The organism is Cellulomonas xiejunii, from assembly GCF_024508315.1.
GTDB lineage: Bacteria > Actinomycetota > Actinomycetes > Actinomycetales > Cellulomonadaceae > Cellulomonas > Cellulomonas xiejunii.
Map to the genome: position 1 here is coordinate 3150418 of NZ_CP101987.1, position 25295 is coordinate 3175712.

The window sequence follows — 25295 nt, forward strand, 5'->3', positions numbered from 1 at the left end:
ACCGAGGACGGGGCACCATAGACCGACGGACGACAGGCCGACCGGCAGGAGCACGTGGTGAGCAGGACCGCAGCGGACCGCGTCCTCGCCGACCTCGACGACCGCCAGGCCGCCGCCGTCGTCGCACCGCCGGGCCCGGTGCGGATCATGGCCGGCGCGGGCACGGGCAAGACGCGCACGATCACGCACCGCATCGCGTACCAGCACGTCACGGGCGCAATGCCGGCCGACGTCGTGCTCGCGGTGACGCACTCGGCCAAGGCCGCGGGCGAGATGCGCGACCGCCTGGCACGGCTCGGCGCGGGCCACGTGCAGGCGCGCACGTTCCACGCCGCCGCCATGCGGCAGCTGCGGTACTTCTGGCGCGCGACGGGCCTGCCGGGCGACGGACCGGTGCTGCTCGACGTCGACGGTCGGGGCGCCTACTACCGCTACCTGCGCGGCGCGCTGGGCGTGACGCTGCGCACGTCCGCCGGCGACGTCGACTCCGCGCTCGTCACCGACCTGGCGACCGAGCTCACGTGGGCCGCCGCGCGCGACCTGACGGCCGACGAGTACGCCGCGGCGGCGCAGGCGGCGGGCCGCCGGCCCGGCATGTCGCTCGCGACGGTCACCGGGGCCATGCGCCGGTACACCGCAGCCAAGCGCGCCGCCGGGGTGCTCGACTTCGCGGACCTGCTGGCGGTGTGCGCGCGCATGCTCGAGGACGACGAGGAGGTCGCGAGCGCGGTGCGGCGGCAGTACGCGTCGTTCGTCGTCGACGAGTACCAGGACACCGACCCCGCGCAGCAGCGGCTGCTCGACGCGTGGCTCGGTGGACGCGACGGGCTGGCGGTCGTGGGCGACGCCCGGCAGGCGGTCTACGGGTTCAAGGGCGCGGACACCTCGCTGCTGCGGGACTTCACGGTGCGGTTCCCGCACGCCGTGACGGTCGACCTGGTGCAGGACTACCGCTCGACCAGGCAGGTCGTCGAGGCCGCGAACCGGCTCATGGCGGGGCGCGCCGAGGCGTCCGGACCGGCGCTCGTCGGGATGCTGGGCGACGGGCCTGCGCCGGTCGTCGAGCGCTGCGCCGACGAGGACGACGAGGACGCGCGGATCGTCACGACCGTGCAGGGCTGGCTCGACGCCGGGGTCCCGGTCGAGGAGATCGCGGTCCTGCACCGGTTCAACGCGCAGGCCGTCAAGCTCACGGCGGCGCTGCGGGACGCGGGCGTGCCGGTCGTCGCGGGCGACGGCACGGCGTACTTCGCGCGCCGCGAGGTCGCCCAGGTGCTCACGCTCCTGCGCCGGCGCGCGGCCCAGGCCCCCGACGACGACGCCCGCCCGGCCCTCGACGACGCCCTGGCTCAGGCCGGGTACGACCCCGACGCCCCGCCCGACGGCACGGGTGCCGCCCGCGAGCGCTGGGACGCCCTCGACGCCCTGCGCGCCCTGGTCGACTCCCTCCCGCAGGTGCTGACCGGGACGGTCCGCGCGCTGTCCGCCGACCTGGACCGGCGCGCCGCCGAGGACCACGTCCCGCCCGGGCGCGGAGCCGTCACGGTCACGACCATCCACAAGGCCAAGGGCCTGGAGTGGGACGCGTGCCTGCTGGCGCGGGCCACCGCCGGATCCCTGCCGTCGGTGTACGCGACGACGGGTCCCGAGCTCGCGGAGGAGCGGCGTCTGGCGTACGTCGCGATCACCCGCGCGCGTCGTCACCTCGTCGCGACGTGGGCGGCGGACCGGCCCGGCGGGCGGCCCGCTCGCCCTTCGCCCTACCTGGACGCACTCGCGCCCGCCGCCGTCCGGCCGGTCCGGACGCCCGGGGCGCGGGCCGCGACGGTGCCGCGTCCCACGGGCGCACGGTTCACAGCGGGGCAGCGGGTCACGCACGACCGGCACGGGCTCGGCCGGGTCGTGGACGTGCGAGCCGGGCAGGTCACCGTCGACTTCGGCAGCGGCGGCAGGCGGACCGTGGCGGCGGACAGGGCCCTCGTCGCCCTGTGACCGTCAGACGCTGACGGGCAGCCCCTGCAGCCAGGCGCGCCACGCCGGCTCCTCGCGCCGCATGTAGTCGGCGGCGTCGGCGGCGAACAGGTGCGCCCTGACGTACGCGGTCGCCCGCCCGTCCTCCGTGCCGTACACCCCGGTGCTGAGGATCCCGGGCACCGGCCCCGTGAGCCGGGCGATCGCCAGGCGGTCACCGACGCGCTCGAGCGTGCCGGTGACACCGCGCACGTCGACCTGCGAGCCCACGTCACCCAGGCCGAGGGCGTCGCGCAGCGCTCCCCAGACCGCCTGGGGGTCGCCGTCGTGCGTGGCGTCGACCTCCAGCACGGTGGCCTCCTGCCCGGCGAAGTGCGCGAGGTAGAGGCGCAGGACGTCGAACGACGGCTTCCAGGCGGTGCCCATGTCGCCCCACCACTCCTGCTCCCAGTCGGCGCCGGTGCCGAATCCGCTGGTGGTGACGCGCACCACGCAGGTGCCGCCGGAGCGCGCCTCGACGACGAACTCGGACGTCAGGGGGCTGAGCTCGTCCGGGTCCTTGCCCATGAGGGCGGCCCAGTCCTCCTCGTAGACCAGGCGGCGCGGCGGCTCCCACGCCGTGACGTGGCCGTCCGACCCCATGTCGGGGCCCATGCTGAAGTGCAGCGAGCCGCCCTCGCGCTCCTCGATCTGCGTGGGCAGGAACCACGCGCTCATGCCTTTCGCGGTGGCGATCGCCTCCCAGACCTGCTCCGGGGTGCCGGGCACCTCGACGCTGAACTCCAGCCGGTGCAGGACGTTCGTGGTGGTGCTCATGAGCCCTCCTCGGGCAGCGGGTGTGCGGCGACGACGAGCCGGTGCGGGCGCCCGTCGTCGTGGTGGTAGCGCGCGGCCAGCTCGAGCACCGCGGCGGTGAGGTCGTCGGCGAAGGCGGCCCGGTCGGCGGCCGACCGGAAGCCGATCCGCGTGTCGATGGTCAGCGTCGGCAGCCGACGCCCGGACGTGCCGGCGCGGCGTGCCAGGGCTCCGACCTCGCGCACCAGCCGACCGGCCAGGGCGACGAGGTACGCCGCGGACAGGTGGTCCGCGGTGGCGTCGGGATCGGCCGCCGAGACGCTGACGGCCGCGGGTGAGACGACGTACGACGCGGCGGAGGCCTGCAGCACCCGCTCGGTGATGCCGCCGTGCCGCCGCTCCTCCGCCAGCTCCACCAGCCCGTGCGCCTCGAGCGCCCGCAGGTGGTAGTTGACCTTCTGGCGCGTGATGCCGACGCGTGCGGCGAGCCCGGCGGCCGATGCCGGCACGGCCAGCTCGCCGAGCAGGCGGGCGCGGACCGGGTCCAGCGCGGTGGCGGCCGCCTGGGGGTTCTCGATGACCTCGATGTCCTGCATGTCACCAACGTCCTCTTGACAAGAAGTTCTGTCAAGGGCCCGGTGTACTCGGTCTACAGCCCCGAGGCGGTCGACGAGAGCCAGTCGGTGTGCGCCGCCCGCAGCTGCTCACGGTGCTCGAGCGTGGCGGGGTACACGTCCGCGCCGCCGTCGTACGGGGCGTAGAGCCACGTCAGGTCGCTCGCGAGGATCAGCACGCCGGCGGTCTGGCCGTCCGCCACGATGCGCAGCAGCCGCTCGAGACGAGGGTCGTCGAGGCCCACGACGTCGACGTACAGGTGCGCCCAGACCTCGCCCTCCGGGTCGTCGACGCTCATCCAGTACCGCGACGACGGGAACGTCGCGGCGACGGGCGCGGACCGCGGCAGGGGTACCGGGCTCTGCGACCACGAGCAGGTGACCACGAGGACGTCTCGCCCCGGACCGCCGTCCCGGACGGCGAGCTCGTCGAGCACCGCCCGGTGGCGCCGCAGCACCTCGGCGTACCCGGCCTCGTCGTCCGGGTACCGCTGCGAGTCGGGCAGGCTGTGGAACCGGACCCACCGGTCGCTGACGCGCAGCGTGTGGGAGATCGGCCGCGTGCCCGGCCACCGGTCCGCCCACGCGTCGGTGAGCCAGCCCAGCCGGGACGGCATGACGACCGGGTCGCCCGACTCGGCGGCAGCGACGGCCGCCGCCGCGGCCCTGTCCCAGGGCGCCTCCTCGAGACGGTCCACCAGGTCGGTCAGGACCCCGCTCGCCACGCGCGCGTCGTAGTCGCACAGGCCGCGCAACCAGTGCGGTGAGAGCACGTGGACGATGCCCAGCAGGTCGTCGTCGGCCGAGAAGAACTCCAGCATCAGCCCGCTGAGCGCCTGCACGACGACACGGCGGGTCGGGTCTGCCGTGCCGAGCTGTGCGACCAGGTGCGCGACCACCTCGGGGTCGTCGACGACCGCGACGGGCGTGTCGCCCCGCTCGTCGGGCGGGTACGGCTCGTGCGCCGCACCCAGGTACACCTCCACCCGCCGGGCGGCGGAGACGTCGTCCGCGGCGGTGCGGACCTGCGACACCAGATCGTCGAGGTCGGCGCTGGTCATGGCGACCATGGTGGCGCACCGGCACCGCCGCGCGGACCGTCGGGACGTCGCTGCGTGGGAGCCTCGCGGCGTGAGGGCGTCGCGTCAGGCCGCCGCGGGCAGCCGAGCCGTGCACGACGTCAGCGACCTACCGTCCACCGAGACGTCGACGTCGACGGGACCCGCGCCCGCACGCTCGACGGGGAACGACGCCCAGCCCGCATCCACGGACACCTCGTTGTCGACCGTCGAGCCCCCGGCGGTCGTGCGCGCGAGCAGCTGCGCCTCGGGGCCGACGTCCCCGGTCGCGTCCCACGACACCTCGAGCGACAGGCGCTGGCGCTCCGTGGTCCGCGTCTCGTCGACCCACGGCCACAGACGTATGCCCCGGTCCCACTCGGTCTCGCGGACGAGGACCACCGCGCGCACGTGCACCGGGGCGTCCGCGACCTGCGCGTCGAGCCGGCACACGCTCTGCGCCCCGCGGTCCACCCCGCCGGACTCCCCGATCCTCACGCCGAACGCCAGGCCCACGAGGACGACCACCCAGGCCGCGAGCGTGACGGCGAGCGCCTTGCCGTCACGCGGCCGCGGGGGCGGGCAGCGGACGACGGCAGTACCGACGACGCTGTCGGCGAACGTGCGCCGCTCGGCGTGCCACAGCGGCCGCAGGTACCCGAGGAGCAGGATCGCGTCGAGCAGGTGCGCGAACCACCGGACCACCGAGCGCAGCACCCCGGGCCGGCCACCCACCGGCCCGTCGACCGGCGCCCGCACCACCGCGATGTCGAGGACGCGGCGCCCCGGCGTCTGCCCGGTCAGACCCTGGAGCACGAGCATCGCCAGCCACGCGCCGACGAGCACGCCCGACGACGTCCACGGCGCCGTGGCCTCAGGCCCCGCGCTGTCGAACGTCGGCTGCAGCGACGGCCCCACGACGCCGTCACCCACGGCGAACCACGCGACCGCCCCCAGCACCGCGCCGTCCAGGAAGGCGGCGACCACCCGGCGCCCCCAGCTGGCGAACGACGGCGTCGCGACGTCCGAAGCAGCAGGCAGCGCGAGCGGCGTCGTCGTCACGCGGGACATCGTGGCAGCGACCGTGTCCCGGCACCAGGGGGCCAAGGGGCACGAGCCCGGAGTGGGACGCGCGCCTCGTCTCGCTGTGACGAACCGCCCACCCGGGACGTGTGCCGCCGTTGCGGTCGGGCCGCGCCGGTAGGCTCCCGGACGAGCCTGGCCGACGGCTCACCAGGAGGAACGAACGGTGGAGACCACGTCCGCACGCACCACGCCGACGCCGGGGACGCCCCCACCACCGCGGCTCAGCCGCGACGGCAGCGTGCACGTCACCGACGAGCGGGTCAACACCGTCACGCACCTCGCGGCGAGCTGCTTCGCGCTCGTCGGGGGCGCCCTGCTCGTCACCCAGGCGGTCACCGAGGGCGACATCTGGAAGGTCGTCGGGCTCAGCGTCTACGCCGCGTCCGTGCTCCTGCTGTTCGTCGCCAGCACGCTGCACCACGGCATCGACCGGGGGCCGCGCGTCAACGGCGTGCTGCGGACGCTGGACTACGCGTCGGTGTTCGTCCTGATCGCCGGGTCGGTGACACCGCTGGTGCTGGTGCTGTTCCGCAACGCGTACGGCTGGGCCGTGCTGGGAGCGGTCTGGGTGGTCGCCGCGGTCGGCATCGCGCTGCGGTCGGCGCTGCGCGAGCTGCCCAAGTACGTGACGAACACGCTGTACATCGCCATGGGCTGGATGCCGGTGGTGCTCGTCGGCGCCGGTGTCGACCTACCCGTGGGGGCGTACGCGCTGATGGCCGCCGGCGGGCTGGTCTACAGCGTCGGGTTCGTCGTGTTCGTGATCGAGCGACCCAACCCCCTGCCCGGCGTGCTCGGCTTCCACGAGATCTGGCACGTGCTGGTGGTCCTCGCCTCCGTGCTGCACTACCTGCTGATGTACCGGTACGTGCTCCCCGCCTAGCCGCCGTGCGCAGCCGGCGCCTGCGGCGTGACACAAGAGTCCCCGCAGCGCGAGACCAGGCGCTGAGCGTCTCGACGCAGATGGCTCCCGGCCAGGAGCTCAAGATTCGCGGCCACGACGTCGTCGCGGAACTCCTTGGGATGGGGCCTGGGCACGGTGCACATCCCACCTGCGGCGCCACAGGTGGGTGTCACCTACTCGTGCACCAGCCCCGGTTGTCTGCGGGTTCCGCTGTGCCGCGCGCTTGGAGCGCTGGGACGCCCACGGCGCGAGCGTCGTGCCGCGCGGATGCACGTCCGACCCGTGGGTTGACGACGACGTCGAGCTGCTGGACGGCAGCATCGAACTGGGCGGCGGCGTCCTGCTGGCTGTCGAGCTCGGGGCTCGCACCGCCGCGGCCTTGCTCACGGCGAGCGGCCGCCGGCGCGGGTAGCGGTGCTGGAGCGGTGTTGTGTCAGGAGAGCGCCACGGCGGCGAACACCAGCTCGGCCAGCGTGCCCGTCCAGCCGGGCAGCAGCGCCATAGCGGTGCTCCACACCGCTGAGTCCTCCGCATGCCCCGCCTCCCGAAGGCGACGCTTCAGGTGCTTCCTACGTCCTGCCATCATCTCCGCCATCCCTCTATGGCAGCCGTGCTGCCGGAGCGCCGTCAAGGCCAACACGCCACCCTGCTCAAGCTCATCGGCCGCGACAAGGACGAGCCCACCGCCCCCTGGCCGAGCACGCACACGGCTTCTAGACCCCCGTCGCACCGCCAGGGCCCCGCCACCTCGGCCCCGCCGCGGCGACGGGGCTCTCGTCGTCCCGCGGAACCACAGCGTCGTTATCCCGAGGGTTCCACGGACCCGACCACGCGACGCGGAACCACGCTCCATCACCCCGCGACGCCTGCGCCACCGACTCTGACCAGCCTGTACCGTCGACCTCGTCAGCCGCAGCGGCCCTCACCGCCGCACGCGGACGACACGGGTGTTGTCCCGTGGTTTCCACGAGTGAAACCCCTCGTCACCCGGGCCTCTAGCTCAACTGGCAGAGCAGCGGACTTTTAATCCGCGGGTTGTGGGTTCGATCCCCACGGGGCCCACGTCACCATCACCGGGTCGGCCGCCGGCCGGCCCTGCCGGCTCGACGCCGGAGCCCTCGCGGCACCCCGACAGGCTCAGCGTCCGCAGTCGTACCGCCGCGTCGGGCTGCTCCGCAGCCCCGTCGACGCCGAGGCGCGCGACACCCCCAGGCGGCAGTGACTCACCCTGGACCACCGGCCGCACCAAATCCGGCCCCATTTCTTGAGGCACGCCTCGTGGCGTACCGAAGATGGAGGTGCAAGCCCTGTACACGCCGCGCAGAAAGGATGAACCGATGAGCACGACCACTTCTCCCGTCCCGCGCACGGCCGACGGCCGCAAGCTCGCGATCGCACTCGGCGTCGTCCGCGGCACAGTGCCGGCACCGAAGCTGCCGCCGATGACGGCGCACATCGTGCCCGGATCCTCGCCGCTCGAGGCGTCGGGGTGGTCCACGGAGGACGAGACGGCGCCCCACGCCGTACGCCTGCACCCGCGCCACCCGAAGCACCCGTGACACCCGTGCCACCCGTGGGACGCTGGCTCGGTGAAGGCAGTCGAGCGTCGGGCGCGGGGTGAACTCGGGCCCTGGGTGCTGCCCGCCGTCGTGGGGCTGTGCGCCCTGTTCCTCCTGGCGGCGCTGCTCGGCCCCACGCTGCTGCAGGGGCCCCTGTACGACAGCAGGCCGTCGGGGGTCCCCTGCGACGAGCTGCCGACCCGGCAGCAGGTGCAGACGGCCCTGGAGGTCCACGCCGATGTCGTCCGCCGGATCGAGGCGGTCGGTGACCAGGTCAGCGTGACGGCGTCGCAGCCGTGCGCCTCGCACCCGGGCCGCGCCGAGGTCCTCGTCGTGTACCCCGGTGGTGACGACCGCGAGGACATCCAGGCGATCCTGGCCGACGACGACCTCGGGGTCCCCGTCTCCCTGCGCAACACGTAGCCCGTCGACGCGGCCTGCCACCGGCACGCGATCACCCCTGCAACCGCGCACCGATCGTCCCTCGGGTGAATCAGGTCAACCGCTGCGTCCTCCTGACCGATATGACGTAGGAGGCGCGACAGCGCACACGACCAGGGCAGGGGGACCCGATGAGCACGATCACCGCTCTGACGGCGAGCGACATCCAGCGCGACGGCGAGCGAGCACTCGCACTGGCCCTCGGCCTCGTGAGGCGCACGCCGCCGCCGGTCCGCGTCCCGTCGCTGGCGCAGCGGATCGTCCCCGGGTGCTCGCCGCTGGAGGCGTCCGGCTGGACCGAGTCCGCCGAGGCGGGGCCGGGCGCTCACCGGTAGCAGCCGCACTGTGGGCCTTCTACGGCTTCGTCGAGGCCGCCTGCCTGCACCGGGTGACGCACGGTTGCCGCGACGACGAGCGCGACCCCCTGGCCGACGCGGCCCTCGGCGCGCTCGAGGCCGTTCTCGGCGAGCACCGATGAGCCTCGTTGAAGCGAGGAACCCCGCTCCGCCTCCGTCCTCAGGCAGCGTCCTGTGACGGGCAGGTGTCTGGGCGGAAGTCGCTCAGGTACTCCTCCTTCGTCATCGTCTCGTCCTCCACGAGAAACTCTCCAGGTCGTGGAGCGACGGAAGACAGCTCCTCCTCGTAGACCACTGTCCCGAGATCCTCTCCGTCGACAACCAGGTCGATGCCGAATGCCCCGCTCCAGTCCGGAGAAGCGCCCGTGGCGGTTCGCCACTCCGCAGCAGCAAGAAGCACCCCTCCCCCCGTTGGGCCGCGGTACCCGGTCGCGCGCCACGCGTGAGACTCATCAGGGTCAAAGTCATCTCCTATGAGTGGTGTCACGACCACGGATTCCACCTCGACACCTGGACACGCCGGGAGCAGCACGAGTACTGAGTCGTCCTGCCACCCGATCCCGATAGGAGAGACGTCCGGCTGCGACGGCAGTGCGCATGAAGCGCAACCGAGAAGAGCGACGACTGATGTCGTTGCACCAATGATTCGCTTCACCTGCAGCCACCATCCTTCAAGCCCGCGCCAATGTCGAATCGGTCCTTGAGTGGATTCTGACCTGATGCGAGATAAGCGATCGGCATGGCAGCCCCGAGCATCCTCCGCTGCGTCACATGGCGCGATTCGTGGCGAAGTCGCGCAGCCGTGACACCACGCCGACCCGCCGGAACCATGAATGTCGTGCCCAACGTCGTGCCACCTCTGGCGTATCGGTGACCCCAGCCCCCTGGCAGACCCGCAGCCCGGACCTGACGGACCGCTTGCCGACGCCGTCGACCGTGACGGCTGGAAGGGACAGTAGCGACGCCGCGGGCGCGCGGTGGAGCATTCGCGGGGATCGCCCTGGTTCATGCCGGACTTCACCCGCATCGAGCTCGCGGCGACCCAGACGCTCGAGACCGGCGGTCGCACGTCCACGAGGCAGCGCCTTTCGACGGCGCGTGCGAGCCCTGTCTCATCGCGCACGCCCGTGACGTCGGACACGTGAACGGGCGCGACCCACGCGGGCCCGGGCGGCACCGGTCAGACTGAGGACATGCCCTCCGCCCTCTTCTCGCCCCTGACCCTGCGCGGCACCACGTTTGCCCACCGTGTGTGGATGGCGCCGATGTGCCAGTACTCGGCGGCGGCGGACGGCCCGGACGCGGGCGCACCGAACGACTGGCACGTGCAGCACTACGGCGCGCGTGCGGCCGGTGGCGCCGCCCTCGTGATCGTCGAGGCGACGGCGGTCGTCCCCGAGGGGCGTATCACCCCGTTCGACCTGGGGATCTGGGACGAGGCGCAGGTCCCGGCGCACCGGCGGGTCGTCGACCTGCTGCACGCGCAGGGCGTGGCCGCGGGCCTCCAGCTCGCGCACGCGGGCCGCAAGGCGAGCACCGACGCACCGTGGAACGGCGGCGGCCCGGTGGGTGCCGACGCCGGCGGGTGGCCGGTCGTGGGCCCGAGCGCGGTGCCGTTCTCCGACGGGTCCCCGACGCCGTCCGCGCTGACGACCGACGAGATCGCGGACGTCGTCGAGGCGTTCGCCGCCGCGGCACGTCGCGCGGTCGCCGCGGGGTACGACGTGGTCGAGGTGCACGCGGCGCACGGCTACCTGCTGCACCAGTTCTGCTCGCCGGACTCCAACGTGCGCGACGACGCGTACGGCGGCTCGTTCGAGAACCGCACGCGCCTGGTGCGCGAGGTGACGTCGGCCGTGCGCGCGGTCGTCCCGGAGGACATGCCCGTGCTGGTGCGCGTCTCCGCGACCGACTGGGTGGAGCCCGCCGGGTGGACGGGCGACGACACCGTGCGCCTCGCGCGCGACCTGGCGCCGCTGGGCGTCGACATGGTGCACGTGTCGACGGGCGGCAACCTGCCGCGCGCGGCCATCCCCGGCGGGCCGGGCTACCAGGTGCCGTACGCCGCGCGCGTGCGCGCCGAGGCCGGCGTGCCGACGATCGCGGTGGGTGCCATCACCGACCCGGCGCAGGCCGAGCAGGTGGTCGCGGACGGGTCCGCCGACGCCGTCGCGCTGGCCCGGCCCCTGCTGGTCGACCCGTTCTGGCCCCACCGCGCGGCACGGGCCCTGGGCGTCGACCTCCCCCTCCCCCGCCAGTACGCCCGAGCCGGCTCCCTCCTCTGAGAAGTGGTCGCACCTGCGGCCATCCACGCCCGCGCAGCACCACCGATGTGACCACTTCCGCTCCACGGAGCCCCCGCGCGAGGATGAGGTCCCACCTCGTCGTGAAGGAACCCACCGTGCCGAAGCCTCCGCTGCCCGCCGACGTCGCCCAGCTGCTCGCCCGCCCCAACCCGGCGGTCATGGGGACCGTCCACCCCGACGGGTACCCCGTCACCGTCGCCACCTGGTACCTGCTGGAGGACGACGGGCGCGTGCTCCTCAACCTCGACGCGGGCCGCGCGCGGCTGCGTCACCTGCGGGAGAACCCGCACGTCTCGCTGACCGCGCTCGCGGAGGACGACTGGTACACGCACGTGAGCGTGCAGGGGCGCGTGGTCGAGATCGTCGACGACGTCGACCTGGTCGACATCGACCGGCTCTCGACGCACTACGGCGGCAAGCCGTACCCGGTGCGCGACCGGCCGCGCGTGAGCGTGCGCTTCGAGGTCGAGCACTGGCACGGGTGGGGCGCGGCGAAGCGGGACTGAGTCGGCGCCGGGGCCGGACCGCCGTCGAGCACGCCCAGAAGCCGTCGTCGCGCGTGAAGCCCTCAGCCACGGACAACGCCTGCGCGGCACTGTTCGTCGCGGCGGTCTGCGAGGCGCCCGTGCCGACGCTCAGGTCGCGGATCGCGCACCGTGCGACGCGTCGGCGACAGGGGCTGTCCCCCGGCGCCCGCGCCGCGCGGTCAGCCACAGCCCCGCGACCGCCGACCCCAGACCGCCCGCGACCAGGTCACCGACCGTGTCCTCGTAACCGACGTAGATCTCCGGGTCGATGTACGCGTTGCCGAGGTACTCCCCCACCTCCCACGCGACGCTCAGCGTCAGGCCGAGGCCGACCGTCACGACGACCAGCCCGATCCTCCCGGCGCGCGTCGCGACGGCCCGCGCGTCGACGACCGCACCCGTCCGACGCGCGAGGAGCAGGTACGCGACGGCAGCGACCAGGCCGGTGACGACCAGGTGCATGACGACGTCCAGCCACGCGACCGCCTGGTACAGCTCCAGCGCGCCGGACCAGGCCGCCGCGAGCAGCCCGACCCCGTACGCCGCGTCCAGCCAGCGCGGCGCCCCGGCAGCGGGCGGCACCATCAGCCCCGCGAGCACGAGCGCGAACAGCGCCGTGTCGACGGGCCCGCGCACGACCAGCGCGACGAGCAGGCAGAGCACACCGGCGACGCGCACGACACCCCCGGGCCCGGCGACCAGCCGTCGCACGGCGGACGGGGTGGTCCGGTCCGTCATGCCGCACCTCCACGTCGGGGCCGACACGCCCGGCCTGCGGCGACGCTACGTCGGGGCGGCACGCCCCGCACGGCGAGCCTCCTGACGCGGGGACCCGCCGCAGGACCTCACAGGGCGGCGCCGGGTCGTGAGCGCACACCGCAACCCGACGGGCACGTCCGGCGAACCGTTCCGTAACCCCCGGCTCCTAGCGTCGACGGCGGCCGCGACCGCGGTCGACCGACAGTCGCCCCGGGGGCCGAAGATGTCCTACGTCAAGCCGTCCGACCTCGTCACGTCGCTCGTCGACGCCGGCGAGGCCAAGATCTTCATGTCGACGCGCGACACGCTGCTGCGCGCCTACATGGCCGGTGCGCTGCTCACGCTGGCTGCCGCGTTCGCCGTGTCGATGAGCGTGCAGACCGGCTCGCCGCTGATCGGCGCCCTGCTGTTCCCCGTCGGTTTCATCATGCTGTACCTGCTGGGGTACGACCTGCTCACGGGCGTGTTCGTGCTCGCGCCGCTCGCGTGGCTGGACAGGCGCCCGGGCGTCACCGGGCGGGGCGTGCTGCGCAACTGGGGCCTGGTGTTCCTCGGCAACTTCGGCGGCGCGCTCACCGTCGCCGTCCTCATGTCGATCGTCTTCACGTACGGGTTCTCCACCGAGCCCGACGCGGTGGGCGTCGCGCTGGGCCACATCGGCGAGGGCCGGACCCTGGGCTACGCGGAGCACGGCGCCGCGGGGATGCTGACGCTGTTCGTGCGGGGTGTGCTGTGCAACTGGATGGTCTCCACCGGGGTGGTGGGCGCGATGGTCGCCAAGGACGTCCCGGGCAAGGCGATCGCCATGTGGATGCCGATCATGCTGTTCTTCGCCATGGGGTTCGAGCACTCGGTCGTCAACATGTTCCTGTTCCCGACGGGCTTGATGCTGGGCGGTCAGTTCACGGTCATGGACTACCTCGTCTGGAACGAGATCCCCACGGTCCTCGGCAACCTCGTCGGCGGGCTGACGTTCACCGGGCTCGTCCTGTACGCCACGCACGGACGCACCGGTCCCCGACGCGGCACGGTGGCGCCGGCCGTCCCGCCGACCGCGGCGGACGGGCCGCTCGACGAGACCCGCGAGCAGCTCGTCTGACCCGGCGCGCGCGACAGGCCGGTCCGCGCGCCGCCCACCCGTCCGCCGCGCGAGCAGCAGCAGGACCTGCGCGAACGTGCCATGCCACCGTCCGGTCACGCCGTTCCAGCCGTCCCGTCGAGGCGTCCTACCCTGGGGACGTGCCCTCGATCCTCGCCGTCTGCGTCGTGCACGCCCTGCGCCCCGACCCCGGCCCCGTCGGGGTGACTGCGATCGACAAGCGGGCCGTGACCGGGCCCGTACGGGTCGGGCGCTACGGCCTGCGGGCCGACGTGCAGGCCGACCGCAAGTACCACGGTGGCGAGGACCAGGCCGTGTACGTCTACGGCCAGGACGACGCCGACCACTGGGCGCGCGAGCTGGGTCGCGACCTGCCGCCGGGGTGGTTCGGCGAGAACCTGCGCGTCGCGGGGCTCGACCCGAACGCGGCGCGGGTCGGCGAGCGGTGGCGCGTCGGCGCGGACGTGGTGCTCGAGGTCACGGGACCGCGCACACCCTGCGCGACATTCGCGCGGTGGGTCGGGGGCGACGACGAGCGCGGGTGGGTCCGGCGGTTCCGGGACGCGGGTCGCGTCGGCGCGTACCTGCGGGTCGTGCAGCGCGGGTCGGTCCAGGTGGGCGACGAGGTCGTCGTGGAGAGCGCCGCGCCCCCGGACGCGCCGACGGTGCGCGAGGTCCTGCTCGGCGGACGCTAAACGTTCCAGATCCGGGCAAATCGCCCCAGAGGTGGTTGAATCTTCTCTGATCCACGTCCTCGCGCGCTCGAGCGGTACGCCGGGGCGGCGGGGAGCGACGACGACCGACCGACGTGGGGACGACGACATGAGCGAGCCGATGCCGACCACGGACCGACCCGTCCGCCAGTGGCAGGGCCTGACGATCCCCGACCCCGGCACGTACGAGCTCGACGACGCCCACAAGCGCGTCGGCTTCGTCGCCCAGCACATGATGGTCAGCCCCGTGCGCGGCGAGTTCGCCCGCGCGGCCGCCACGATCGTCGTCGGCGAGGACCCGCTGCACTCGTCGGTGACCGCCGTCATCGCGACCGAGAGCCTCACGACGCACCACGAGGACCGCGACACCCACCTGCGCAGCGCCGACTTCCTCGACGTCGCGCAGTACCCCATGATCGAGTTCCGCAGCACGGACGTCGCGTGGCGCGGCGAGCAGGACGCCATCCTGCAGTGGGCCCGGCTGCGCAACCACAACGCCGACCGGCGTCGGGTCTCCTCGTCCACGATCGAGCGCGCCGACCGCAACCGCATGAAGTTCGACGTCACCGGCGACCTGCGCGTCAAGGGCGTCACCCGGTCGGTGACGCTCCGCATGGACTTCGGCGGGGCGCGACGCGACCCGTACGACCGCGACATCTTCGGGTTCCACGCCGTCACGGACATCGACCGCGAGGACTTCGGCCTGGTGTGGAACGTCGCGCTCGAGGCCGGCGGCTGGCTCGTCGGCAAGAAGGTGCGCATCGAGATCTCCGGCGAGGCCGTCCACCAGGCCTGACGCCGGGTCCACCCCGCCGCGACGACCCGGCTCACGCCCCGCGCGCGAGCGAGGCCACGACCAGCACGCCGACGACCGCGACGACGCCCAGCAGCACCGCGAGCGCCAGCAGCGCACCGCGCCGCCGGTCCCCCGTCCACGTCACCTCGACGTCGTCCCGTTGCGCGAGGTGCCGCAGCGCGCCGCGCACCTCGCGCGTGCGGACCGCCTGGTCGACCGGGAGCACGACGCCCGCGTCCTGCGGCGTCGCCGCCAGCACGACCCCCGAGGGCTCGGGCGCCGCGAGCAGGTGCCGCTCCTCGCCCGCGGGCACGGCGTCTGCGACGTCGTCGCCGAGCAGCCGGACCGCGACCTCGCCCGCCTCCGTCGTGGCGCCCAGCCCCGCCGCCACGGGGAACACGGGGCCCGGCGACGTCGGCGTGGGCGCGGCGGGGACGACGGGGGCCGGCAGCACGCGCCCGGCCGCGCTGAGGGCCGCGCCCAGGCACACGGCGTACTTGGGGTGCGCGTCGACGACCACGGGCGCACCGATCTCGGCAGCGATCAGCTCCGAGACCAGCGGGATGCGGCTGGACCCGCCGGTGAGCAGCACCGCGTGCAGGTCGGCCGTGCGCACGCCCGCGGACGCGACGGTCCGCGCGAGGGTGTCGACCGTGCGCAGGACGTCAATGCGGATCGCCGTCTCCAGCTCGCCCCGCGTGATCCTGACCTGACGCGTCACGCCCGGCAGGAGCACCGGCACGGCGGCCTCGACGTCGCTGGACAGCGCCTCCTTCGCCAGCACCGACTGGTCCCGCACGGCGGCGAGCGCCGCCAGCACCGCCGGGTCCTGCGCGTCCAGCGACGTCCACGCACGCCCCAGCGCCGCGACGACGTGCCGCAGCACGGCCTCGTCCACGTCCTCGCCACCGATGTGCTCGTCGCCGCCGGGCTCGCCCCGCAGCTCGTACCCGTCGGCGGTGCGGACCACGACGGTCGCGTCGAACGTGCCGCCCCCCAGGTCGTAGACCGCGACGACCGCGCCCACGGGCAGCCGGTCGAGCGCCGCGTAGTGCACGGCCGCGGCGACGGGCTCGGCGAGCAGGCCGACGTCGGCCAGCCGCGCGTGGCCCGCCGCCTCGACGAGCAGGTCGCGGCGCAGCGCACCCCAGGTGGCAGGGTGGGTGAGCGTCACGTGGTCGGGCTCCCCGCCCTCCCGCTCGCGCACCGCGTCCACGACGTGCCGGAGCACCGCGCCCGTGAGCTCCACGGGATCGACGACGTCGTCGCCCAGCAGCAGACCCGTGGGGTCGCCCAGGCGACGCTTGAACCCCCGCGCGAGGCGCTCCGGCTCCAGGACGCCGCGACGCACCGCCGCGTCGCCGACGAGCAGCGCGCCGTCGGCACGCAGCAGCACCGCCGAGGGGATCGTGTCGGTGCGGTCGCCGAGGTTCACGGTGGTCGCGCGCCCGTCGCGCCAGACGGCCGCAGCCGTCCGGGACGTGCCGACGTCCACGCCCAGCGTGTAGCCCGTCACGGCGTCACCGCGGGAACCGGGGCCGCTGGAGGCTGCGTGATGCAGAAGCCGGCGACCGCACGGAACTGCGTGCACTGCGCGCTCGCGTCCGCCTCGGTCGCGAAGCCGTCCTTGACGACGACCGTCATGCCCGCGTCGCCCGGTCCGTCGGCCACCGCCACGGAACCGCGGGAGTCCATGATGCGCACCCCGGTGGCTCCCGCGGTCTGGAGCTGGGCGAGCAGCTCCTGCGGCGCGGTCGCGGCCGCCGCGTCGGCGAGGGAGAACGAGTTGAACACGACGTACCAGCCCACGGGCTCCCACGGGACGCCCTGCCCGCCCGCGGCCGCCGTGGGGCTCGCCTCGGCGGTCGGCGTCGGTGCGACGTCCGTGACCTCGACGCACTGCTGCGGGCTCGCGGGCCCCGTGACGTCACCCGCGACGGCCGCGACGTCGTAGCAGTGGACCCCCGGCTCGCGCTCGGGCCACGTGAACGACGTCTGGTCCTGCGCGTCGACGGACTCCACGCCGGTGCCCTCGCCGGACTCCGTGCGCTCCCGCACGACGTACCCGCTCGCGTACGCGCTGCGCTCCCACACCAGGCGCACCTGACGCTGCCCCGGCTCGACGGCCGTCAGGACCACCGGCGGAGGCGACCCCGCCGCGAGGTCCACCGCACCACCCTGGCCGCGCAGCCACAGCCACCCCAGCACCAGCGCGGCGACGACGAGCGCCGCGACGACCAGCCACCACGTGCGCACGACCGCGCGCTGCTCCCACGTGCCGGTCAGCTCGCCGCCGTGCAGGGACGCGGCCTCGGCGTACGTGACGGTGAACGGGTGCGGCACGGGCGGTCCGAGCAGTCGCGGGGCGCGCGCGCCGACGGCGAGCAGCGCGACGACCGTGCCGCCGGCCGGGACGGTGGCACGGTGCGGCGCGAGCGCGAACCGCAGGAGCCCCGCGGCGTCGCCGACCTGCAGCGTCACCTCCAGCGGCGTCGTCCCGACGTTCTGCAGCTCGACGCGGAACCGCCCGGCGCGCGCACCGCCCGGGCCGTCGGGCCGCAGGCGCGCGTCGAGCCCTTGGACGGGCGAGACGACCAGGTCGCCCTCGACGACGGCGGCGACGTCCCGGTGCTCGAGCGACACGCACCGCACCCCGAACGGCACGTCGCCCGCGGGCGCGGCCGGCGGCGCCGGCGGCCGGAAGACCACGTCGACGGTGACCCCCTGCTCCTCGCCCGGCAGCACCGACACCAGGTGCGGGGTCACGGTCGACCAGCGCGCCGCCTCCCCCAGCACCTCCACCCGGTACTGGGCGACCACGTCACCGGTGTGGTGCACGGTCACGCGCGTGCGCGCCTCGCCGCCCGGGTCGACGGCGAGCACCCGGTCGGCCAGCTCCAGCACCGGGTCCGTGACGACGTCCATGACCGCACCCTTCCCCCGCACCCGCGGTGCGCGGGCCCGCCGACCGGCCCGCTGCCCCAACGGGCACGAATGCTGCCCGCCCGACGTATCTGCCCACGCCCGGCGTGGTCCTAACTTTCAGGTACCGCGCACGGCGCCCGGTGATACGTCAGTCGGACGCCTGCGGTGGCGCACCGGCGCTGCGCCGGTGCCGTCCAGGGGGAGGACAGGCGTGGACAACGACTTCGCCGACGCATCGGCCCAGGGCCGTACCGCGTGGTTCGCCGAGCAGTTCGACGCGCTCGCCGCCAACGTGGAGTCGTTCATCCGGGGCGCACCCGACGTCGTGCGCATGGCGCTGGTCTGCATGCTCGCCGAGGGGCACCTGCTGCTCGAGGACGTGCCGGGCACGGGCAAGACGTCCTTCGCGAAGGCCATCTCGCAGTCGATCGACGGGTCGATGCGCCGCATCCAGTTCACGCCCGACCTGCTGCCGTCGGACGTCACGGGCGTGCAGGTGTACGACGCGGGCAAGCGCGAGTTCGTGTTCCACCCGGGTGCGGTGTTCGCCAACATCGTCCTGGGTGACGAGATCAACCGCGCCTCGCCCAAGACCCAGTCGGCGCTCCTGGAGGTCATGGCCGAGCGCCAGGTCACGGTCGACTCCATCCCGTACCTGGTGCCGCGCCCCTTCGTCGTCATCGCGACGCAGAACCCCGTGGAGCAGGGCGGCACGTACGACCTGCCCGAGGCCGAGCTCGACCGGTTCATGATGCGCGCGTCCCTGGGCTACCCGGACCACGACGCCGAGGTCGAGGTCGTCGCGCAGGTCACGGGCGGGCACAGCACCGACGACCTGCCCGCGGTGCTGAGCACCGCGGACCTCGAGCAGATGAACCAGATCGCGTCGCAGGTGCACCTCGCACCGGCCGTGCTCGCGTACCTCGTGACCGTGACCGCCGCGACGCGGACCATGCCCGAGCTGCGCCTGGGCGTCAGCCCGCGCGGGACCATCGCCACCGCCAAGGCCGCGCAGGCGCTGGCCGCCACGCAGGGCCGCTCGTTCGTCACGGCCGACGACCTCAAGGTCGTCGCGCCGTACGTCCTGCCGCACCGCATGGTGCTGCGGCCCGAGGCCGAGCTCCAGGGCCGCACGGCCGAGGACCTGCTCGACCAGGTGCTCACCAGCGTGCCCGTGCCGCAGCAGCGCGCCGAGGTGTGACGTGCTCACGCGCTCGGGGCAGGGTGTCGCCGTCGCCGGCGTGCTCCTGCCGCTGCTCGGGTGGCTCGCGGACTGGCCGGAGCTCGTCATAGTCGGCCTCGCGTGCCTGCTCGCGCTCGCGGCGGCCGGGCTGTGGATGGTCTACCGCCCGTCGGTCACGGTGCGCCGCGAGGTCCAGCCGCTGCGCGTCGCGGAGGGCGAGACCGCCCGGGGCCTGCTGACCGTGACCAACACCGCCGGGCGGCGCAGCCCGCCGGTCCTGGCGACCGAACACGTCGGGACGCGCTCGGTGACGCTGCCGCTGCCCAGCCTCGGGCCGCACGCGACGCACGTCGCGGCGTACCCGCTGCCCACCGCGCGGCGCGGCGTGTACCCGGTCGGTCCGCTGGCGATCGGCCACAGCGACCCGCTGCGCCTCATGCGGATCGCGTCCGACCACGCGTCGACCGGGCGGCTCACGGTGCACCCGCGGATCCACCACGTCGCGTCGGTCCCGTCGGGCCGGTCGCAGGACGCCGAGGGCCCCACGTCGTCGAGCGCGCCCCGCGGCGGTATCGCGTTCCACTCGCTGCGCGAGTACGAGCCGGGTGACGACCACCGGCTCATCCACGCCAAGGCCAGCGCCCGCACGGGCGTGCTGATGGTCCGGCACAACGTCGTGCCGTTCGAGCCGCGCCTCATGGTCGTGCTCGACACGCGCGCCGTCTCCTACCCGGGCGACACGTTCGAGGACGCGTGCCGCGTGGCCGCGTCGCTCGCGGTCGCCGCCGTCGACGGGCGGTTCCCGCTGCAGCTGTCGACGACCGCCGGGGACACGGTCGTGGTCGACCGCACGCGTGACCGCAGCGAGGTCCTCGACCTGCTGGCGGCCGCGCACGCCACCGCCCAGGACCCCGGCCTGCCGGCGCTCGCCTCGATGGTGCCCCGCGAGGAGGGGGTCTCGCTGGGCGTCGTCACGGGCCAGCCGCCGGCGGCGGAGCGTGCCGTCGTGTCCCGTGTGCGCGGGCGGTTCCAGATGGTCTCGCTCGTGCAGGTCGCGCAGCCGCGCGGGCGACGCGCGGCGCCGCTGGACGGTGCGCTCGTCGTCGGGGTCGCCACCGACGAGGACTTCCCGGCCGTGTGGAACGCGCTGGTGCGGGGGTGAGTCGGTGACCACGCACGCACCGACCCCACCAACCGTCGAGCGCGGACCGCGGCCGTCGCGTCCCGCGCCCGCCGCCGCACCCCGTGCCCTCCGACGCTGGGGACCCGCCGTCGCCCGCGCGGCCGAGCCCGTCCTGGCCGTGGGTGCCGTGGTGGCCGCCGCGAGCACGCTCGCCCCCTTCTTCACGGGGTGGGGCTGGGCCCTTCGCGTGGGGGTCGCCGCGCTGGTCGGGGCGCTGCTCGCGTGGCTCGTGACGTGGCGGCGGCTGCCCGGGTGGGCGCTCGCGCCCGTCGCGCTGGTGGTGCTCGCGGTGGGCCAGCTGTACGGGCTCCACGCCTCGCGGACCCTGTACGGGCTGCCGCGCACCGACGCGCTGCGTGCGACCGGCGACGGCCTGCTCTCCGGCTGGGCACGCATGCTCACCGTCACGTTGCCCGCGGACGCCACGCCCGACCTGCTGGCGCTGCCCGTCGCGCTCTCGTTCGCGGGCGCGTACGCAGCGGTGCTGCTCGTGCTGCGCACCCGACTGGTCGTGGGCGTCGCGCTGCCCGCCCTCGTCGTGCTGGCGGCGTGCCTCGCGCTGACCGCAGGGCGCGAGACGTGGGCGCTGGTGCCGACGGCCGCGATGCTCGGCACCGCCGGGCTGCTCGTCCTCGTCCGTGCCAACCGCGCGTCCACCGACGACGGCGCGAGCCTCGCCGACGCGCACGCCGTCGGCGTCGACCTCGCCGCCCGGCGCCGCCACTCGACCGCCGGACGCGTGCTCATCGGCCTCCCGGGGGCCGCGGCCGTCGTGGCGCTCGCCGTCCTCGGGACGTCCGCGCTGCCGCTGGCCGACGGCAGCAACCGCGCCGACCCGCGCGCGGTCTACGAACCGCCCGTGCAGATCGACCAGGGCCTGAGCCCGCTGGTGCAGGTCCGCCCCCAGCTCACCGAGCCCGCCGTGCCGCTGTACCGGGTGCGTGTGCGGACCGACGGCGACCCGGCCGACGTGAGGCAGGTGCGCCTGGCCGCCCTCGACCGGTTCGACGGCGCGCTGTGGACCCAGGCGGGGCGCTTCGTGCTCGCGGGCAGCGAGCTGCCGCACCGCACGACGTACACCGCGGGCGCGGACACCGTGCAGCTCGACGTCGAGGTCCTCGCCGGCAGCGGCGTCTTCCTGCCCGTCGTCGGCGAGCCCGTGGCGCTGGCCGGCACGACGGCCGCGCTCGACGAGGTGAGCGGCACGCTCGTCCCGGCCGGCGCCGACGACGACGCGCCCCGGGTCCAGGACACGTCGTACACGGTGACGAGCCTCGTGGCTCACCTCGACGGCGTGCAGGAGGCCGCCCCACCTCCCGGCGACGCCGGCCTGGTCGCCCTGCCCCACGTGCCCGAGTGGGTCGGCGAGCGCGCCGACGTGGCGCGCGCCGGCGGTGCGACCCCGTGGGCACAGCTCGACGCGCTCGCCACGTCCCTGCGGGCGCAGCCCTACGACCCCGAGGGCCTGCCGGGGCACTCCTACGGTGCGATCGAGCGGCTGCTGCGCACCGAGGACCCCGCCCACGGGTACGCCGAGCAGCATGCGTCGGCGTTCGCGGTCGTCGCGCGCGCCCTCGGGTACCCCGCACGGGTCGCGGTCGGGTACCGGCTCGACCCGGCGCGTGCCGTCGACGGCGTCGTCGAGGTCCTCAGCACCGACGTGCACGCGTGGCCGGAGGTGCTGCTCGACGGGTACGGGTGGGTCGCGTTCGAGCCCACCGACGTGACCAACACCGTCGAGTCGCCGCAGGAGGAGCCCGAGGTCCCGCAGGTCGCCCCCGACGCGGTCGCGCAGCCGGCGCAGGCGGACGACACCGCCACGGACGCGGGGAACGAGGTCGCCGGTGGGGTGCTCGCCCGGGTGGCGCGCACGGGTGCCCTGGTCGTGGGTGGGCTCCTGCTGGCCGTGCTGCTGCTGGCCGCGGGGGTGGTGCTCGCCAAGAGCGTGCGCCGCACGCGGCGACGCACGCGCGGCACCCCGGCACGCCGGGTCGCCGCGGCCTGGCGCGAGGCGTGCGACGTGCTGCGCGAGCACGGCGTGCCCGTCGCCCTGGCACGCACACCCCTCGAGGTCGCCCGCACGGCCGGCGGCGCAGGCGGAGCCGCGGCCGCGGCGGCCGACGCCTTCACCGAGCTCGCCACCCTCGTCACCGCGAGCGTGTGCTCGCCTGCCGACCCGACCGACGCGACCGCCCGGCGCGCGTGGGCGCTGGAGGCCGACGTGCGCCGCCGGCTCGCCGCGCGCACGCCCCTGCCGCGCCGGGTGCTCGCGGCCGTCGACCCGCGGACCCTGCGCGGGCCGCGCACGCGGCCGGTCGCCGACGCGGCAGCGCCCGGTGCGCGTCCCGGCAGCACGCCCGACCCGGAGCCGGTCCCGGTCGGCGGGCAGGACGGAGCGCGGCGTGCCGGGTGAACGCACGCGCAGGCGCGCGGTGCTCTCCGGCGGCACCGCGCTCGTCGTCGCCGCGCCCCTCGCGCTCGCCGCCGTCACCGGTGGCGGCAACCCCGCACAGGTCCTCGACCAGCGTTCCGGCGGCGCGTGGGTCGTCAGCGCCGGCGTCGGGCTGCTCTCGCTCGTCGACGGACCGACCGAGGAGATCGCGGCGGCCGTGTCCGTGCCCGGTGCCGGCCACGCCCTGTCCGTCGCACAGGCCCACCGTGGCACGTACGTCGTCGACGAGGACGCCGGGACGGTCGCGCGCGTCGACGACGGCACGTGGACCGTGGGGCGGCCCGTCGCCCTCGGCACCCCCGGCGAGCCGCTCACCGTCCTGCAGAACGACCCGGGGCCGGGGGGTCCGCCGCACGTCGTGCACGTCGTCGACGCCGGTGCGCGCACCGTCACCCAGGTCGACCCCGTGTCGCTCGACGTCCGTGACGAGACGGCCCTCGCGGCGCAACCCGGCCCGGGGCAGGCGGCGGTCGCGGACGACGGCGACCTGTGGGTCGTCGACGCCGGGGCCGGCAGCGTCACGACCGTCGCGGAGGGCAGCACGGACGGTGGCGCGGACGGCAGTGCGGACGGCAGTGCTGACGGCAGTGCGGACCGCCGGACGGCACCCGCGAAGTCCGTGCACCGGACTGCCCTGGCGACCCCGACCGCGCAGGTGCTGCTCGTGCAGGGGCGGCCGGTGCTCGCCGACCCCGGCACCGGCACGATCGCCGCCCTGGACGGCACCCCCCGCGCCACCGGCTGCCTCGACACCCGGCCCACCGACACGGCGCAGCTGCTCGGCTCGCGCTCGACGCGCGAGGTGTACGCGGCCGTCGCGGGCGCGCTGCTCGTGGCGGCCGTCGACCGGCAGGACTGCACGCGCACGGTCGCCGTGGGCGACCCGGCGACCGCGCGGTTCGGGCCCCTCGCGCAGTCCGGCAGGTACGTCTTCGTCCCCGACCTGTCGACCGGGACGACGACGGTCGTCGACACCGTCGACAGCACCACCGCCACCTTCGAGCTCACCGAGCCGGACCACCGGGTCGTGCTCGAGGCCAAGGACGGCCTGGTGTTCTACGACGACCTCGACGGGCACCGCACGGGCGTGCTGACGCTGCGCGGCGACGTGTGGGTGCAGGCCGCGCTCGACAAGTACGACCCGGCGACCGGCGAGGGCACCAACGTCGTCGTGCCGCAGGACGAGGGGGCCGCGGGGGGCGCCGACGAGCGGGCCGGCGGACCGGACGCGGGGCAGCCCGAGGACGCCGCGCCGGACGCGGACGAGGACCGGCCGGGGCGGGGCGGGGCGCCGCAGGACGGCGCGGCACGAGACGGCGGCCGGCCGGGCCGAGGCGACCCGCCCGGGTCGCGTCCTGGTCCGGGGCGGACCAACCCGTCCGCCACCCCGACGCGCGGAGCCGCCGAACCGCAGGTCACCGGGCTGTCCGTGGCCCCCGACCCGGTCGTCCTGGGGCAGCCCGCGACGTTCACCGCGACGGCCACGGGCACCGACGGCGCCACCTGGGCCTGGACGCTCACGGACCCCGGCGGCGGTCCCGTGACCACGTCGGACCAGCCCACGTCGTTCTCGCACACCCTGCCGCGCGAGGCGGCCGAGGGGACGTACCAGCTGCGCCTGACCGTCACGGTCGGCACGCTGACCGCGACGCGCACCCTGCCGGTCGCCGTGCGTCCACCCGGGGTGACGATCACGTCGCTCGCGAGCACCGCGGCGCAGTACCCGCAGCACGTGCCCGCGACCGTCGTCGCGGAGGTCGCGGACGCACCGCCCGGCGCGACGTGGACGTGGACCGCGGTCAACGACGCGACGGGCGCGGTGACGTTCGCACCGCCGGCCCCCGGGGACCCGTTGCAGCTCGACACCGTCGGGGGTGTCGGCACGCTCACGGTCACGCTGACCGTCGACGCCGGCAGCAGCCAGGCGACGCGGTCGGTCGACATCCCGGTCGTCTACGTGTGCGACCTCCTGGTGCAGACCACCGAGCTGGTCCTGCCGCAGGTCGGCTCGACCGCCGACGTCGTCGTCGGGATCCCCGGCTGCCTCCAGGAGGACGTGACGCTCGTCGTGCCGGCATGGCTCAGCGGTGGCGGCACCTACACCCTGTCCCCCTCGGACAACTCGTACCTCACGGTCACCCGCGTCGGGGACCCGCCGGTGGACGGCCGCAACCCCGGCGCCGTCACCGTCCGGCTGGAGCTCCCGAACCCGCAGGAGAAGACGCTGGACGTCGTCGCGAACGTGCCGCCGGCGATCCTCGCGACAGCGGAGATGCCCGGCGGGTACACCACGTGCGTGCGCAACGGCGACGTCACCACGTTCTACGCGAGCTACCGCGACGGCGACCAGGCCGGCCTGGACGTCGTGCTGACCAACGCCGGGACCGACATCCCGCTGGCCCAGAGCTCCGGCCAGCCCGACACGCTGTACTGGCGGGAGGTGCCCACCGCGACGCTGTCCGGCGCGGGGTGGACCGTCCGCGCGATCGACTCGTCCGGTGCGCCCTCACCGGTCACCGCCGGCACCAACTCGTGGAGCTGCTGGTAGACGACGCGTATCAGCAGGCA

Annotated in this window: 24 protein-coding genes and 1 tRNA gene; 15 read left to right on the forward strand and 10 right to left on the reverse strand. The window is 74.9% G+C overall.

Features of this window, described 5'->3' with window-relative positions; translation table 11 throughout:
* Positions 1–57 precede the first annotated feature (57 nt).
* Positions 58–1992 (forward strand): ATP-dependent helicase, encoded by a 1935-nt coding sequence (locus tag NP048_RS14460; protein ID WP_227576320.1) that lies wholly within the window; start codon positions 58–60, stop codon positions 1990–1992.
* A gap of 3 nt (positions 1993–1995) precedes the next feature.
* Here the strand turns inward: NP048_RS14460 and NP048_RS14465 are convergent, their stop codons facing one another.
* From NP048_RS14465 to NP048_RS14480, 4 genes are all read right to left on the reverse strand, one after another.
* Positions 1996–2787: an SRPBCC family protein gene (locus NP048_RS14465; RefSeq protein WP_227576321.1), complete on the reverse strand. Its 792-nt coding sequence runs from the start codon at positions 2785–2787 to the stop codon at positions 1996–1998.
* Positions 2784–3362 (reverse strand): ArsR/SmtB family transcription factor, encoded by a 579-nt coding sequence (locus NP048_RS14470; protein ID WP_227576322.1) that lies wholly within the window; start codon positions 3360–3362, stop codon positions 2784–2786. The genes NP048_RS14465 and NP048_RS14470 overlap by 4 nt, the downstream gene beginning before the upstream one ends.
* Before the next feature lie 53 nt (positions 3363–3415).
* A complete protein-coding gene (locus NP048_RS14475) occupies positions 3416–4441 on the reverse strand; it encodes a DUF3885 domain-containing protein (protein ID WP_227576323.1) in 1026 nt (341 codons plus the stop codon).
* 84 nt (positions 4442–4525) lie between these two features.
* Positions 4526–5500: an RDD family protein gene (locus tag NP048_RS14480; RefSeq protein ID WP_227576324.1), complete on the reverse strand. Its 975-nt coding sequence runs from the start codon at positions 5498–5500 to the stop codon at positions 4526–4528.
* Between the two features lie 187 nt (positions 5501–5687).
* Between NP048_RS14480 and trhA the strand changes: the two genes are divergently transcribed.
* Complete coding sequence (gene trhA, locus NP048_RS14485) at positions 5688–6407, forward strand: PAQR family membrane homeostasis protein TrhA (RefSeq protein ID WP_227576325.1); 720 nt, start codon at positions 5688–5690, stop codon at positions 6405–6407.
* Positions 6408–6861: 454 nt separating this feature from the next.
* On the opposite strand, the gene NP048_RS14490 is transcribed toward trhA, so the two are convergent.
* Positions 6862–7023, reverse strand: coding sequence for a hypothetical protein (locus NP048_RS14490; protein WP_227576326.1), 162 nt, complete (start codon positions 7021–7023; stop codon positions 6862–6864).
* A gap of 394 nt (positions 7024–7417) precedes the next feature.
* Here NP048_RS14490 and NP048_RS14495 point away from each other — a divergent pair.
* The 4 genes from NP048_RS14495 to NP048_RS14510 all read left to right on the forward strand — a co-directional run bounded on the left by NP048_RS14495 (position 7418) and on the right by NP048_RS14510 (position 8763).
* Positions 7418–7490 (forward strand) — tRNA-Lys (locus tag NP048_RS14495).
* A 275-nt stretch (positions 7491–7765) separates the two neighbouring features.
* Positions 7766–7987, forward strand: coding sequence for a hypothetical protein (locus tag NP048_RS14500; protein ID WP_227576327.1), 222 nt, complete (start codon positions 7766–7768; stop codon positions 7985–7987).
* Positions 7988–8017: 30 nt separating this feature from the next.
* Positions 8018–8410: a hypothetical protein gene (locus NP048_RS14505; RefSeq protein WP_227576328.1), complete on the forward strand. Its 393-nt coding sequence runs from the start codon at positions 8018–8020 to the stop codon at positions 8408–8410.
* A gap of 149 nt (positions 8411–8559) precedes the next feature.
* On the forward strand, positions 8560–8763 hold the full coding sequence (locus NP048_RS14510; RefSeq protein WP_227576329.1) for a hypothetical protein: 204 nt from the start codon (positions 8560–8562) through the stop codon (positions 8761–8763).
* Here NP048_RS14510 and NP048_RS14515 read toward each other — a convergent pair.
* On the reverse strand, positions 8754–8900 hold the full coding sequence (locus tag NP048_RS14515; RefSeq protein WP_227576330.1) for a hypothetical protein: 147 nt from the start codon (positions 8898–8900) through the stop codon (positions 8754–8756). The genes NP048_RS14510 and NP048_RS14515 overlap by 10 nt on opposite strands.
* Positions 8901–8944: 44 nt before the next feature.
* Entirely contained in the window at positions 8945–9286 is a 342-nt protein-coding gene (locus NP048_RS14520; RefSeq protein WP_227581317.1) for a hypothetical protein, read from the reverse strand.
* A 691-nt stretch (positions 9287–9977) separates the two neighbouring features.
* Between NP048_RS14520 and NP048_RS14525 the strand changes: the two genes are divergently transcribed.
* Positions 9978–11069: an NADH:flavin oxidoreductase/NADH oxidase gene (locus tag NP048_RS14525; protein WP_227576332.1), complete on the forward strand. Its 1092-nt coding sequence runs from the start codon at positions 9978–9980 to the stop codon at positions 11067–11069.
* Between the two features lie 116 nt (positions 11070–11185).
* Positions 11186–11596 (forward strand): TIGR03618 family F420-dependent PPOX class oxidoreductase, encoded by a 411-nt coding sequence (locus NP048_RS14530; protein ID WP_227576333.1) that lies wholly within the window; start codon positions 11186–11188, stop codon positions 11594–11596.
* A 129-nt stretch (positions 11597–11725) separates the two neighbouring features.
* On the opposite strand, the gene NP048_RS14535 is transcribed toward NP048_RS14530, so the two are convergent.
* Positions 11726–12355, reverse strand: a complete 630-nt coding sequence (locus NP048_RS14535) for a DUF2238 domain-containing protein (protein WP_227576334.1) — start codon at positions 12353–12355, stop codon at positions 11726–11728.
* 244 nt (positions 12356–12599) lie between these two features.
* Between NP048_RS14535 and NP048_RS14540 the strand changes: the two genes are divergently transcribed.
* The 3 genes from NP048_RS14540 (at position 12600) to NP048_RS14550 (ending at position 14984) form a co-directional block, all read left to right on the forward strand.
* Positions 12600–13475 (forward strand): formate/nitrite transporter family protein, encoded by an 876-nt coding sequence (locus NP048_RS14540; RefSeq protein ID WP_227576335.1) that lies wholly within the window; start codon positions 12600–12602, stop codon positions 13473–13475.
* A gap of 140 nt (positions 13476–13615) precedes the next feature.
* Positions 13616–14170: an MOSC domain-containing protein gene (locus NP048_RS14545; protein ID WP_227576336.1), complete on the forward strand. Its 555-nt coding sequence runs from the start codon at positions 13616–13618 to the stop codon at positions 14168–14170.
* Positions 14171–14297: 127 nt separating this feature from the next.
* Positions 14298–14984, forward strand: a complete 687-nt coding sequence (locus NP048_RS14550) for a YceI family protein (protein WP_227576337.1) — start codon at positions 14298–14300, stop codon at positions 14982–14984.
* A gap of 31 nt (positions 14985–15015) precedes the next feature.
* On the opposite strand, the gene NP048_RS14555 is transcribed toward NP048_RS14550, so the two are convergent.
* Complete coding sequence (locus tag NP048_RS14555; RefSeq protein ID WP_227576338.1) at positions 15016–16500, reverse strand: Hsp70 family protein; 1485 nt, start codon at positions 16498–16500, stop codon at positions 15016–15018.
* Complete coding sequence (locus tag NP048_RS14560; RefSeq protein ID WP_227576339.1) at positions 16497–17909, reverse strand: hypothetical protein; 1413 nt, start codon at positions 17907–17909, stop codon at positions 16497–16499. Before NP048_RS14560 ends, NP048_RS14555 begins: the two co-directional genes overlap by 4 nt.
* A 211-nt stretch (positions 17910–18120) precedes the next feature.
* Between NP048_RS14560 and NP048_RS14565 the strand changes: the two genes are divergently transcribed.
* The 4 genes from NP048_RS14565 to NP048_RS14580 are packed head-to-tail and all read left to right on the forward strand — an operon-like array spanning position 18121 to position 25275.
* Positions 18121–19110 carry an AAA family ATPase gene (locus NP048_RS14565; protein ID WP_227576340.1) on the forward strand — a complete coding sequence of 330 codons (990 nt, stop codon included), beginning with the start codon at positions 18121–18123 and terminating at the stop codon, positions 19108–19110.
* A 1-nt stretch (position 19111) separates the two neighbouring features.
* Positions 19112–20254, forward strand: a complete 1143-nt coding sequence (locus NP048_RS14570) for a DUF58 domain-containing protein (RefSeq protein WP_227576341.1) — start codon at positions 19112–19114, stop codon at positions 20252–20254.
* Between the two features lie 4 nt (positions 20255–20258).
* Positions 20259–22688 (forward strand): transglutaminase domain-containing protein, encoded by a 2430-nt coding sequence (locus NP048_RS14575; protein ID WP_227576342.1) that lies wholly within the window; start codon positions 20259–20261, stop codon positions 22686–22688.
* Positions 22678–25275 carry a PKD domain-containing protein gene (locus tag NP048_RS14580; protein ID WP_227576343.1) on the forward strand — a complete coding sequence of 866 codons (2598 nt, stop codon included), beginning with the start codon at positions 22678–22680 and terminating at the stop codon, positions 25273–25275. Before NP048_RS14575 ends, NP048_RS14580 begins: the two co-directional genes overlap by 11 nt.
* Positions 25276–25295: the final 20 nt, after the last annotated feature.

Excerpts from the sequence above, each read along its gene's own strand:
- NP048_RS14550 (WP_227576337.1), top strand. The coding sequence starts at position 14,298 with ATGAGCGAGCCGATGCCGACCACGGACCGACCCGTCCGCCAGTGGCAG.
- NP048_RS14500 (WP_227576327.1), top strand. The coding sequence starts at position 7,766 with ATGAGCACGACCACTTCTCCCGTCCCGCGCACGGCCGACGGCCGCAAG.
- NP048_RS14540 (WP_227576335.1), top strand. The coding sequence starts at position 12,600 with ATGTCCTACGTCAAGCCGTCCGACCTCGTCACGTCGCTCGTCGACGCC.
- NP048_RS14490 (WP_227576326.1), bottom strand. The coding sequence starts at position 7,023 with ATGGCGGAGATGATGGCAGGACGTAGGAAGCACCTGAAGCGTCGCCTT.
- NP048_RS14470 (WP_227576322.1), bottom strand. The coding sequence starts at position 3,362 with ATGCAGGACATCGAGGTCATCGAGAACCCCCAGGCGGCCGCCACCGCG.
- NP048_RS14535 (WP_227576334.1), bottom strand. The coding sequence starts at position 12,355 with ATGACGGACCGGACCACCCCGTCCGCCGTGCGACGGCTGGTCGCCGGG.
- NP048_RS14475 (WP_227576323.1), bottom strand. The coding sequence starts at position 4,441 with ATGACCAGCGCCGACCTCGACGATCTGGTGTCGCAGGTCCGCACCGCC.
- NP048_RS14525 (WP_227576332.1), top strand. The coding sequence starts at position 9,978 with ATGCCCTCCGCCCTCTTCTCGCCCCTGACCCTGCGCGGCACCACGTTT.
- NP048_RS14510 (WP_227576329.1), top strand. The coding sequence starts at position 8,560 with ATGAGCACGATCACCGCTCTGACGGCGAGCGACATCCAGCGCGACGGC.
- NP048_RS14465 (WP_227576321.1), bottom strand. The coding sequence starts at position 2,787 with ATGAGCACCACCACGAACGTCCTGCACCGGCTGGAGTTCAGCGTCGAG.
- NP048_RS14560 (WP_227576339.1), bottom strand. The coding sequence starts at position 17,909 with ATGGACGTCGTCACGGACCCGGTGCTGGAGCTGGCCGACCGGGTGCTC.